Source organism: Acinetobacter lwoffii (genome assembly GCF_024129115.1).
Taxonomy (GTDB): domain Bacteria; phylum Pseudomonadota; class Gammaproteobacteria; order Pseudomonadales; family Moraxellaceae; genus Acinetobacter; species Acinetobacter lwoffii_T.
In genome coordinates, this window is sequence record NZ_JAMXXO010000004.1 from 17,673 (window position 1) to 30,622 (window position 12,950).

The 12,950-nt window shown below is 44.6% G+C and carries 8 protein-coding genes; all 8 read right to left on the reverse strand.

Annotated elements, in window-relative coordinates:
- Nucleotides 1-13: 13 nt before the first annotated feature.
- Nucleotides 14-2,479 carry a hypothetical protein gene (locus NI470_RS05290; protein ID WP_253147942.1) on the reverse strand — a complete coding sequence of 822 codons (2,466 nt, stop codon included), beginning with the start codon at nucleotides 2,477-2,479 and terminating at the stop codon, nucleotides 14-16.
- A gap of 9 nt (nucleotides 2,480-2,488) precedes the next feature.
- Complete coding sequence (terL, locus tag NI470_RS05295) at nucleotides 2,489-4,141, reverse strand: phage terminase large subunit (RefSeq protein WP_253147941.1); 1,653 nt, start codon at nucleotides 4,139-4,141, stop codon at nucleotides 2,489-2,491.
- A 3-nt stretch (nucleotides 4,142-4,144) separates the two neighbouring features.
- Nucleotides 4,145-4,480: a hypothetical protein gene (locus NI470_RS05300; RefSeq protein ID WP_253147940.1), complete on the reverse strand. Its 336-nt coding sequence runs from the start codon at nucleotides 4,478-4,480 to the stop codon at nucleotides 4,145-4,147.
- A gap of 65 nt (nucleotides 4,481-4,545) precedes the next feature.
- Complete coding sequence (locus NI470_RS05305; RefSeq protein ID WP_253147939.1) at nucleotides 4,546-7,068, reverse strand: hypothetical protein; 2,523 nt, start codon at nucleotides 7,066-7,068, stop codon at nucleotides 4,546-4,548.
- Nucleotides 7,069-7,132: 64 nt separating this feature from the next.
- Entirely contained in the window at nucleotides 7,133-10,072 is a 2,940-nt protein-coding gene (locus NI470_RS05310; protein WP_253147937.1) for a lytic transglycosylase domain-containing protein, read from the reverse strand.
- Nucleotides 10,072-12,096: a methyl-coenzyme M reductase gene (locus NI470_RS05315; protein WP_253147936.1), complete on the reverse strand. Its 2,025-nt coding sequence runs from the start codon at nucleotides 12,094-12,096 to the stop codon at nucleotides 10,072-10,074. The genes NI470_RS05310 and NI470_RS05315 overlap by 1 nt, the downstream gene beginning before the upstream one ends.
- Nucleotides 12,096-12,494 carry a hypothetical protein gene (locus NI470_RS05320; RefSeq protein ID WP_253147935.1) on the reverse strand — a complete coding sequence of 133 codons (399 nt, stop codon included), beginning with the start codon at nucleotides 12,492-12,494 and terminating at the stop codon, nucleotides 12,096-12,098. The genes NI470_RS05315 and NI470_RS05320 overlap by 1 nt, the downstream gene beginning before the upstream one ends.
- A 2-nt stretch (nucleotides 12,495-12,496) precedes the next feature.
- The gene (locus NI470_RS05325) at nucleotides 12,497-12,949 is read right to left on the reverse strand and encodes a GNAT family N-acetyltransferase (protein WP_253147933.1); all 453 of its coding nucleotides are present in this window, start codon (nucleotides 12,947-12,949) and stop codon (nucleotides 12,497-12,499) included.
- Between the last annotated feature and the right edge of the window lies 1 nt (nucleotide 12,950).

Below are 12,950 nucleotides of genomic sequence, written 5' to 3' on the forward strand. Positions count from 1 at the left end.
AGTCAACACTTAATCATACTCGTGTAGTATAGAATGTTGCGCTTATAGCGGTTGGCGCAGCAATCGCCTGTGTTGTATAGCCAACACCAGTATAGGCTAGTGCTGACGATCTTCTCGACAAGTAGACAGGTAGTGTGAGGGTAGATTCAAGCCCAATACTAGCACTTAGCACACGCAACTTACTGTTGATAGCTATATCCACTGTGACACTAGCAAGAACAGCACCCGCCACAGTTGCAGCGGGGATGTTTATGTTGGCACTGAACACATGCGAAACAGTGTTAGCGTTTGAACCAGCAAAGAAATCTGCAGGGTATAATACTGTTGAGTATGTAGGGTAGCTGTATTCGCCCTCAATAATGGTATTCAAATAATTCCCATTAGATACCACATCCCAACTGATCAGTGGAATATTTTTGTTTGATAGCGTTTCATAAGTAATATCCGACAAGTCAATAACACAGTTTGTTACTGAGTTTGCTCTAAATGAGACTGGCGAAGTAGTGCTTGATAGATATTCCCCATTAATAGTGTTCTGCCGCATTGTAAGTCTACTAATAGGTTTACTTAACCGACCCGAAGGGGTGGTGATTAGATTTGCTACGCGCAAATCATTTCCAATCACAGATATGCCATGTGGGGCTTGTGATATGAAATTAATAAACGTTGATGCTGCGTCTACTTGTGAATGCGTAAAACTATTACCCGATATAGTTAAGCCGCCAGTTATTAGGGGTAGTTGGTTTGCTGTTGGGTCAGTATGAATAAATGCAATGAAGCTTAATCCGCTAGAGCGCGGCACTAACCCAATTGCTGATTGCTCTGCACTGGACGGGAAATTTCGCTGCTTAATGGTATTCCCTATAATCGAGTTTCTTAAAGCATACCTCTGCACACCACCATCAGACCAATATGCTACAAATAGACCCGTACACGTACCTTTGTTCCCTTGTATTATCGTATCGTTTGTATGCACTTCCTCTTGTTGTGCAATGTAAGTGCCGACCCCAACATCGTTGAATGTATTATTTAATAACGATCCACCGTGGTGGTGGAACTCAACTGCTGTTCCAAGCATCCTGGCGCGTACACTCTTAGCGTTAAAAGTATTATTTCTAATCGTAGCATTAGGCGTGTTCACATAAATAGCGGTAAAGTCGCTATTCTTTGAATCGGGCATGTCAACCATGTGAAAATCAAATGTGCAGTTCTTGATTACACAGTTTTCTTGGTCAGACTCGCGTAGGGTTGCACCCGTAACAATAGACCAAACAAAATCACCACCAGTAAAAGTAATACCATCAAAAGTGACCTTATCTTGCTTTGGGATGAAAATAACTGTGCGTATGTGATACGCTGTTCGCATATATCCCGTACCAGACATGTCAAAAGTCCCACCGCCATAAACTTTTACATTCGTTAAATACTGATTATTATCATAAGATGTACCGAAATAAATCCCGTTATCATCAAAAGAAGAGCCACCTTTGATTTTCGCGGTTGGTTTGATTTGGTAGTCTGTATTGCTTACTAGGTAAAAGTTTCCACTTTCACCATTAAACAAGAAATCGCCACTACTGAAAATTAGCTTACGAGTTTCATTATTTTCGTGCATCCACTTTGAGACAGCCTTGTGCCTTGCAGCATTATCTGTAGTACCATCACCAAAGTAACCCAATGACCAGGCATTCATCACATTGTTTTTAAACACAGCTTTCCAACGCCCATTTGCGGAGAATGGTGAGGCTATAGTTTCAAAGTCGTTTACTGCATCTGTGGATGCTGCATCCCATCGGTAATCTTGACCGCCTACCCACTTAGAAGTTGCCGAGTACCGACGAACATGCACGATGTGGTTAGCCCCACGTGGGAAGATTGTAGCTAAATCTGCAACTGTGTCGCACTGATAAATGACCGAGTTGTTGATTTCTTGCTGAGTCTTACCGCTCGCGTCAACAACAAAACTCGCCTCCCAACCTTTATCCACGGCAATTTGTGCAAGACGCTGCATGAGATAATTGTAGTATTCATCCAGCTGATCTAAAGCTACACCCTGCTTGCGGATCTCCTCCATGAGATAAGCACGCAACTCGTCATCCCGATCATCTACATAGTTTTTTAATGCATCAATACGTGCGCCTAAAATCCAGTCTGCAACACCTAATTCCTGAAGCTTCAACCAGATCCAGTCAAAGTCTTTATTCACAGCCGGTGGACGGAATGAATTATTGTAAGATTGGTAGTCAGTGGTTCGGCTAAATGGTGTATTGCGCTGTAAGGTAATCTTTTTGCCAGCTGCTGGTGCCGTGGTGAATACCACATTGCCACCGGTTAAGCTCCACGTCTCAATCGGTGGTTCAATCTCATCCACCAAGACAATCAAATGGTCTTTTGATTCACACTGGAATTTCAGCGCAAAGCTGGTTGTAGCACCATTTCCAGTGTGTTCGATATACGGCGTTTGTTCTGGAACTGCCATGATCCACCCCTAATTTTCAAAATCTAAGGTGGCTTCAACAACACCACCGTTTGTTCTCCAATTAGGGCTTTCATTGACCTCATTATTTCTGTGTATTTTGCCTACGCGTTCCGGTGAATCAGTAACAGCACCAGCTAATGAATCCAGATCATCATCTGGTTGTTCAGTAATTGCAGGGTTAAACATGCGCATATTTTTATACTGTCTTGAGCTATTCTCGCCTTCTTCTGGGGTGTCAATGACGGATGTATGTACCCATAATAAGCCCGACATTAACGGCCCTTCTAGCGCTTCTAAAATACGCTTGTTTTTATTCCCTACACTGTGTTCTTCTTTTACCCCGCAACGAATACGACGTGCTTTTAATGCACCTTTTAGCGCTGCTGGTGCAAAGTTGCCAATGCCATTAGTCTCAATCGTTAGGCTTGGTACATTGAATTGCTCAATCAGGTCGCAAAGCTGCCATACCTGACCACCTATGATATTTCCTTGTGCGTCATGAGTAACGACATCGCCAGTCAGTGCAACGGATCTATGCCAATACTTGGCACCAAAATCATCATGCAGCACTAATGCAGTTGAGGAAATATCGGATTTCAGCTTTCCAGATGATGGGTCCCAACGCATGGTAATACCGACAATCTGACGATCCCCAAGCATCATGATGTACTGGCCATTGGCACGTCGAAGCACCGGCTCGCAGTTATAAACTTCCATCTTGTCCGGATCAAGTCGAACTTCGCCCACCGGCTTGGCATGCATCTGGTACTGTGAATCCCATTCGTTTAATGTCCGGCATTCTCTACGGCGTTCACCCATGACTTTTGGTGTAAAGCGTTCTGGCCATAGTGATTCACTGTATAAATCGATCAGATAGTGTGTTTCTTTTAAAACAATCTTGAAGGTATTACCAATTTTATAGACTGCATAATCTTCATCACGTGTGAGCAGCTTAGCTGTATGACTGATCCCACTAAACACATAAACCGGATCGAAGTCGGATAAACACTCACTGATATTTTCAAAGCGTTTTTCTTTTTCAAACATTTTAAGAATCATGCATTTTGCACCCTGTTTTTGTACTTGCGTATAAAGGGAGTCATGGGTATGCGGTGTACCGACAAATAGCTTTTGCCCACCAGGAATAAGGATGTGCGTCTGCTCAGATAGGCGATAGCGCAGCTTTTCACGTGCTTCAGGTGTGCCGATGTTGGCTGGCATTTCTACGTCATCGTTTTGAATCTCATGCGCACGCGCACCAGTCACGTTGGACAATACGCCACGCGCATGCAGTGAGCCATGCCGCACATCTTCCGATCCAGTCACCCACCACTTTTGCAGCTCACCACGTTCTTTAAATACGCCAAACAATTGACACAACGGATGCTTTTCAATGACTTGCTGAGTACCACGGCTACACTTTGAAGCATCTCCATCAGTTGCGCCCTGGTGCAGAATTAACCGATTGCGATCAATGAATAGTTTCCATGCGTTATAGATGTCCAGAATCGTAGATTTGCCGTGACCACGTGGCATCATCAATAAGCCAAGTGAGCCGTAATTTTCCAAGAAATCACAGACATCTAAATGAAAATCCGGCACTTCCCAATTCATGGCTTCCGCATAAACCAGAAAGAAAGCAGCAAAGCTGACCTTGATCATGTATTAGCTCGGACGCTGTTTGCGTTCTTCTAACTTCTTGGCCACACTTTCAAGTAATGCAGCTGCCTGCGCCTCTGGTGATACCTTTCGATCACTTCCATCGCCAGCTGACAATTCATCATCAAGCAAGACGCGGTTCAGTTTCTCCATGCAGGTCAGCGCTTCTTTTGCCCCTTTGTATAACCAGACCTTATCGCCACGACCTGTCTTGTCAAAAACATCCTGACCATAAGCTTCAGTCATTAGATCGACTGCATCCGTGCCGGCCATCTCCATACAGAGTTTTAATTTCTCTACTGTTTCAGGCTTTAAAAAACGTAACTTCTTTACATCCGACATAAAAAATCCCCCGTATATAGGCCATATATACAGGGGACTAGGAACGGCTTTGTTGGGTGTCCTACTTACTCCACGATACGCTCAAAATCAGGCATCTGAATATCACCAACATCATCACCCCAGAAGCGCGTCCGGTCGTGCTGACGTTCGGCTTTACGCAATAATTTTTCACGATACCCTGGCGCAATCATGTCCTGCATTTCATCAAAGACTAGGCGATTAGTCGCAGCTTTGGTGTACCACAAGTTTTGTGCAGGGATCTTGCCTTTTAAAGCTTTAAATGCTTCATTGGCTGCGTTGGTATCTTTATCTTGATAATACTGAGTAAAGTTACCCACTGTTAAGCCAGCAACCGTTTTTACATCATTACCGAAAGGCCCAACCATAAAACTATCAAGACCGCGGCCAGTAGTATCTTGACCAGCCACTAAAATATCACCAATGAATGACAAGCCACCGCCTTGAACTGCGGAACGTGTGAAAAAGTTAATCGCCTTTTGTGGGTCGTTTTCATCATACATAATCTGCGGATCATTCCCACTGGCAATTTCTTTTAGTTGAACAACCAATGCCCCGAGTGCTGTAGTCATTGCAAATAATGAAGCCAGATATGCCGCCTTTGAAGTTCCCTTATCCAATGACATTGCGCGACTACCATGGCGCATTAAAAATGCTGTTGGGAAAGATTTAAATTGCGTCATGCTTCGCCAAATCTCGCCACCAATTGTTCCTTTCTGCCCGATCTGTAGCATTGTTCGTTCACGCAGTCCGGCTTCAATAACTGCCATGCCCTGTTCATCAAGTAAATGCGCCTGAAACTGTGATGCAATTTCATCCTTAACTTTTTTAGGGTCACCAAATGCTGTTAGTTTATTATCTGGAATTTCATAAATAGAACGTGCCGACATCAATTGATTGCCGTTACGGTCCACTACAGGATCTGCAAGCTGCATCACTTGCCATGCTCTTTCACTTAAGCCAGTACCTTGTAGCAACTCCCGATCCAGTACATCTAAATCATTCCAGTCTTTTGTCCGGGTAAGTGTTCCGTATTTATCCATCAGAATTTTGGTAAAGCCAACTTTTGAGGCTGCAGTTAAAGCATTTAAGCCGGAAACACGTAAAACTTGAGTAGCCAGTGAGCTAGAGGTTCTTGCGATTGCTTCAGATTTACCATGAACCGATGTCAAACCATCATCAGCCCATCGTGCAATTGATCCCAGCATTTCTTGTGTGGCCAAACCCAAACTATGTGCAAGCTTTCGATCTTCTTTATTGGCTGGATTGAGATGTGAAACCAACTCACCAAAAGTTTTTCTATATGCAATGTTGTGTACAGAGGCCGTTTTCGCAATCATGGCTTGGTCTGTGATAGATGAAAGCGTGGTACCGCCAAGCATTGACGCAACATTCATTGAACGGTAGGCCAAGAATCCATTGGCGAGAATCTGGCTTTGTGGAGTATTTTGCCCCATAAACTCATCAAACATCATTTGTGCACGTTTACGAGACTTGCCTGTGGTGTCTGCATTTAGTCCATTCAGCCAATCTTTCTTTTCCGCAGCATCCATTAAGATTTTCATTGAACCTTTTGGGTTGCTGCCTAGGTTTTCAGCTAAAGCAATGTCTTTAGAAAGACCACTTATATGAGCCTCTACTAGGTCTACAAACGGCATGCCACCGAATTCAGACTGGTATTCCATCCATGATTCAGCATCTTTAAAATGCAGTACCCGGCTTTCAGAATGACGGCTGGTCACTTTAGAATTACCCCCGAATGACTGGCGGCCAATTTCAGTTTTATTGGCACCGTTGCTGCTCAATGTGTCGAATGAATATTCAAGTAGTTCACGGATCTCCTGCTGTGAATAGTACGTGCCATCCTCATGAACATACTTTGAAGTATCAATTAAGCCTTCAGCTTTATCTACCCAAGCCTGTTTTCCTGCTACTGCAATTTTTTCCAAGTTGTGCGTTTGTGGTAAACCCCAATCATCAAGTTTCCCAATGTCACCACCGGATCTATTGAAACGCTGACGCATGCCCTCAAAGACTTCACCCATCTTGTCGGAAATCTGCTTTGCTAAAACATCACCAGTACTATCATTAAATCGCTCACGTACAATTTTCTGTACTAAATTCTTATCAGTAAATACCCCTAATCCACCTTTGATACTGGTATAGAACTCTACCAATTCACCCCGATAAATAGCCGCTATGCCTCTGGCTTTTGAATCAATCGATTGAATGCCTGACATATCACCATGAGCCGCGACCATGCGATCTACAACCTCACTGGCTGATAGTTTTGGATGATCAAGCTGTGCCAAGTTTTTAGATTGAGTCAAAATATCTTGTGCGGCAATTTTATGCTTTCGCTTCAATTGTTCCTGAATATCAATAGCAACTTGTTTACCTGCTTCAGTCAGTTTGTCCGCATCAGATAAATTGCGCCAGTTTTGAATATCTTTTTTTGCCAAAGATTTCATTGCATCTTTGATACGATTTTCGATATCAATAGCTTCCTGTTGGCTTAATTTGGCTTTACCGAGTGCTTTTGCTACGGCGGCCTTGCATTGGTCTTTCATAATAAAAATGCCCAGATAATTTCCATCATCTGAGCATTCATTAAGGTTTAGTTTGTTGGGTAACTTATTCCCCAAACTGTAAAGCACAACTAATTGCGGTCTGTGCTGCAAGTGTATCTTGCTCTGCTTGTTTCGCTTCTGCTTCCAGTTCATCCAGTCGTTCACGCAAGGTCATGGTGATTTCTTCCATTTCCCCATCTGGACGCATACGACTAACTGAAATCTGCTGATCCGGATTCTGCATGATGATATCTAAAGCGGCTGATTCTTCTGGCCCATCACCAAACAATGAACCTTGTCGCGGATCTCCCATGGCATCAATTTCATCAATCTTGGACTGAATATTCTCGCCAATCGCTTTTGTACTACGCTTATTCTGGTCAAAGACATTCAGGAAATCACGTGCACCAGGTGAAAGTCCATCATCGATGAGCTGCCCTTGATTTAAGTAATCATCAACACGCATGCCATTGGCTTTTAAATCACTGAGCTTTTGCGCTGCCTGTGCCAGATCCTTGGCCAAAGTATTTTGATGACGGCCACCTTGCTTCACCAGACTGTCCAGTTGTGCCAATTGCGGCGCTGCACGTAACAAGGCATTCAATACAGCCTTACTATCATCATCCAGATTCTCGGATAGTCTTGTGACAAGGCCAGAATCATCATAAGCACGCTGCATAATTGCAGATTCAATACGGCGTTTCCCCTCCTGACTTAAACGTCCGTCACCGGTAATCACCGTGCCCTGTTCTGACTTTGGCAATGCCCCTACAAAACCGCGTACAAAGTCCATAGAGCCATCTAAATTAATTGAGCCATCATTGTTGATCTTTAGCAAAGAAGCATCAGGAAGACGATCTGAGTCACTCACAGCGCGTTCGGTTGCGGAGTACTGCGCCACATCAGATTCATTCGCCAGTTTTACGAATTGCGTGCGATCGGTATCTGTTAAGCGCGTCCGGACTAAAACAGGATTATTGATACCTGCAATATCAATGCCGCGCTCTGCTGCATACTGTTCCAGAAAGGCCCGATATTCTTCAGCCTTGCCTGATTCATACGCTTTTGCAATAGCCAGTGTGCGTCCGTTACCAGACTCGACCACATTGTCCATGCCGATAATCGGAGCACCATCAGACAGTTTTGGAGATTCGCCAAGTAACTCGGGCCGTAGATCCTCAGCCATACGCTCAATCTGTTGGCGTGATGCTTCCCGGGTACGGTCACGCGGTTGCAGTTCAGATGGGTAAAGCGGATTGACCCCATAGGCCAGATCATTCGATGCAATCAGTTCATCCAGTGATTTGACCTCATAAGCCATGTCATAGCTGCTGCCATCCATGCCAATTGCAGTACTGGTGCCATTGCCACCATATCGAGCGCTTAAACCATTCCACTTGTTACGCCATTTGCCAATCGCTTGGCCGACGGTCATACCATCCATAGCATTGTTTTTCACAATGTCATTGGCATTTTTTGGATCGTATTTACGAACCACATCGATCAGCGGTGTATTTGGATCTGCTTTTAGAACTGCACTTGCGCCACCTGGTCCAAGTAAATGCCCTAAATAATGCTCATGCGGTTGCAGTTCACGGCCAATACTTTTCTTAATATGGCTTTCTGCCTGCTTCATGTGCTTGAAGCCGATGCGGATCTGCTCATCAATATTAGATCGATCACCACCGCCTAAGTTCTTCCAGGACTTATCCAGTACCTGAAATAAACCGTGTGCAGTAGATGTTTGATTCTTGGCTGTATGGCTGAATGAACCGCCCGTTTCAATATGGGCAATGGTTAAAGCTACATTTGGAGGAATCCCAGCTTGCTGCGCTTTACGTGCAATTGTTTTGGCATTGGTGGGTAAGGCCATAGTGTCGTAATTGACTGGCTTCTGTTTATCCTCACCTTTCACCGGATGCGCCACGTTTACCGGTCGACCAGCTTTTATGTTTTCAGTTGCTTCATTTAGATTTTTAAGATGATTATTATGTTGAACTGGATTGGCTGGCTTCACTGGTGCCGCAGCATCTTCAAACTGCATCTCGTTTATGACTAGCGCACTTTCAATTTGAGCGTTCTTAACCTCTATCTCATCAACACTTAACTCCCTGAATTCACCTTCAATAAAGTCTGCATTATTTCCACTACCCGAATCAGCTTCACTGCCTGAATTAGTTCCGCCGCTTGAGCGCGAACGTGCATAGCGACCAGCTCCAAATAACAAAGTATTTAACAAAAGCCCTGTACTTACGCTCTCGTAAGTAATTTCGTATTTTTTAGCCTGCTGTTCATATCCTTCTAATTTAAGTATTTCACCACTTGTGTACTGTCCACCTGTGGTGATTGCTGTTGCACCACCAATCGATAAGGCGGCATCACCAACTAGCCCACCCGCACCCTTAAAGCCATACGATAGCGGCAAGGCTGTAGCACCACCTGCAATAACCCCATCAACCACTGATACTTTTGCTGCAGTAGTTGGGTCAACACCTTTGTGGGTCAATGCCTCATAACTATAGTTTGTTTCCGATGTTCCAGTTAGGGCAACCGCACCTGGCAAGCCTCCAGTTGCGCCACCTATAAGTGCACGGGTAAGATAATCACTTAAGTTAAAGCCAATACTACCGATTAGTCCGGTATTTTCCTTATCTTCAAGTTGCTCAACCTCCATGACTAGGATGTCTTTGCGCTCTTTATTCTTTGCAGCATGAACTTCTATGAATGATGGCTCACGTACATCTAGTGCACCATCTAAACCATCATTCAGCGTGTCATTGATACTATACTCAAGATGATCTTTTACACGTTCAAAAGGTTTAGCCACAGCATCAACAGCCTTTACTGTGCCTGCTAAAACACCGCGTGGAATGGAACTACCCGCCCCAGCAAATAACCCGGGCCCTTTTTTATATTGAGTAGGGTTATGTGTAAGCCCACTCATATTGAGTTCATCAACCTGCTTTTGATCATCAGTGGAGTATTCAGATAACCAGTTACTCATTACTTGGTCACTCCATCAGGCATGTTCATATAAAACAGCGGTGTGCCACGCTCATTGATCAGTGCATAGCGGATCTGGCCTTTAGGGCCGTTCTGACTTTCACGACGTAAACGCAAGTCTTTAAGTTCAGCTTCTGAAGTCTGGTATTTCTGCGCAATCGCCGCATAGCGAGTATCTAAAATACTTTCAAAACGGTCATCATCCATTCCGTATGGCTTGGATACCTTCCATGTCTTTTGATTGCCGTACTCAACCTTTTGGGAATACACCCCACCAGTAGCCAGACTTAGAGCTGTATTTATGAAGCTTTTAGCATCATCATCAATCGTTTTATTGTCATCATGGATGTAGTTATTACGTTCAATCAAATGCGCATAGATCGATTTAAAGGCAGCATAGGTCATATTTGCCGTGGCACCTGAAACAGTATTTCCTACATATTCATTAAACTTCGTTTTGAGTAGTTCCTCTTTCGGCATGATCAACTGTTTATTCTTGAGGGCTTGTGTGCCTGAAACGATAGCAACTGCAACATCTTCACCATCACGTGAACGGTAGTTATTGGCGCGTGCTACACCTGCCATAAGATAGGAAAGATCACCACCGCCTAACTGACCTAGCGTAGCCGACCAGATCTTGTTGCCACTTGGTACTCCTTTGCTTTGCTGGATCAGGTTGCCGATAAAATCCAGTTTCTGATTTACGCCCATAGCATCAAAAGCCTGTTTCGCTTCTGGAAGATCCTCGGCTGCAATCGGCTTGATCACCAGATTTAGATCTTTCAATGCAACCTGACTGACGGCGTTATCCACCACCTTTTCAGCAAAGCCACCCGGATTGGTTTTTAATTCCATACCTGTGAGCTGGTGTGTCTGCAATCCTGCTTCACGTACCGCCTGATTTGGATTGTCCTTGATGGTTTGTTTCTTGTTATTCAGGATGGATTCATAGACACCGAGAACTTTTTCCTCAGTGACTGCATCCGCTGTCTTGCTGTTGGCCATTTTGGCTTTTTGCTGGTTGACGCGCTTTTCCATGTCGGCAGTAGATAAACGGCCAAATGACTGGAAGTTTGTGGACTGTGATTTATAGAAATTGTACTCAGCCTCGTACTCGGTACCTTGAACCGCAGCACCCATGTTCTGCAAGTAATCATCATCCAAAGCGCGGCCAGTCATCACCTGAGATTTAAACTCAGTCAATGCCTTTCCAGCCAATTGCAGGCGCTTGTTTTCCTCAATTTCAACCTGCTTATTGATTGCATCGATCCGGCTAAGTGCCTGGGCTTTTTTCTGCTGCAGTGTTGGACCGTCTGTATAACCAAAACCACCGTTATCCATTTCGGTAATGAGTTGCTGCAGGCTGGCTGTGTCCTTGTTTTCAACCGCCGAAGTAATACGCCCATCAATATCTTGCAGGTCACGTGTGCCTTGGTATTTATAAATGAGTGCCTGTTTCTGTGCTTCTGGTATGTTCAAGCTCTGAATATTGGATTTGACGTATTCCGCACCCGCTTCACGATCCATACGTGTGCCGATCTCAAGATAACGATCAGCCAGCACTTCACCTTTTTTGTTGTCAGCACTTAATTGCAACGGCAGAAATGAAGTGGCATTCTTCGCTACATTTTGGGACCAGTAGTTTTGCAGATCCAGACGCGCGTGCATCGGCAGATCATTTTCAAGACCTTTGAAGCGTTCCTGTGACCAGGTCTGTAGATTCTTGTTGGCCACATCAGCATTCATTGCACCATTGGCCACATCGTTTTTAAGCAATGTAACTTGCTCTGATAGCTCGGTGGTCAGTACATCATCCAGCTTAACCTTGGCTTCTTTCTCGGCCAGATCATTGTGATAAAGCTCTGCACGTTTTGCGGATACATCGGCCTCATCGGATTTTCGTCTGCGTTCATCAATAACACCACCGATTGCATTACCAAGTTCAGCCAAGCCTGTGACTGGTGTGCTCTGACGTAACGCTGGCTGTGAGACGATACGACCTTGTGAGCGTGGGATTAAAGCCATTATTTCCACCCCATAGCTGTTGCGCCGGCACTCACGACATTGCCAGCAGCTTTTAGCCCATAACTATTACTCTGCATTCGGCCGGCACGACGGATATTTGACGCGTTGTTATCTGCATCAGAAATTGTGATAGATGCGTTATAAGCTGCATCAGAAATATGTTCATCCTGAATTCGGGCTGCTGCACCCACATCAACATTCACACCATTCTCAGCAGCCATGGCACGCGCCGTTGAGGCATTACGCAACCCTTGCTCCTTAATTTTTCCCGCTTCTGCACGCGCTACAGATCGAACGGTTTTAGCATTTCCTTTGGCTTCAGCACGTGTTTGCACTGCATTCATGGCATTGCCAACGCCGCCAAAAATATCACCAATAATATTTCCACCTCCACACATGGTTATACCTCCATCTCAAGAACATAGCCGACCAGTTCAAAGCCTAATGATTCATACAGACCCACAGTACGATCCGCATGAATGCCAGTGATGGTGCCGACCTGAATACGATCTGCTTTGTTCATATCTGCCCATACTTTGAATGTTTCAATCAGATCACTGGCTGCACCCGATTTGCGATATTCAGGCAGAACATAAAGCCCCTGTTCATAAGCCAGTGTTTGCCCTGTGCGCCAGTCAGTATCTAATGCGCCAATTAATGTGCCGACCGGGTTCTGGTACTCATCTATCACGATCAGGATAGACTCAAGCTCATTAATCAAATGCGTAAATACATTACGCGCCCGCTTTTCATCAAAGCCCTGCTTTTTAAACCGTGGTGATTCATTGGTCAGACGCTTGCCCCAGTCAACAAGCGTGTCTAAATCTTCTAGTGTTGCTGCACGTACAAGCATC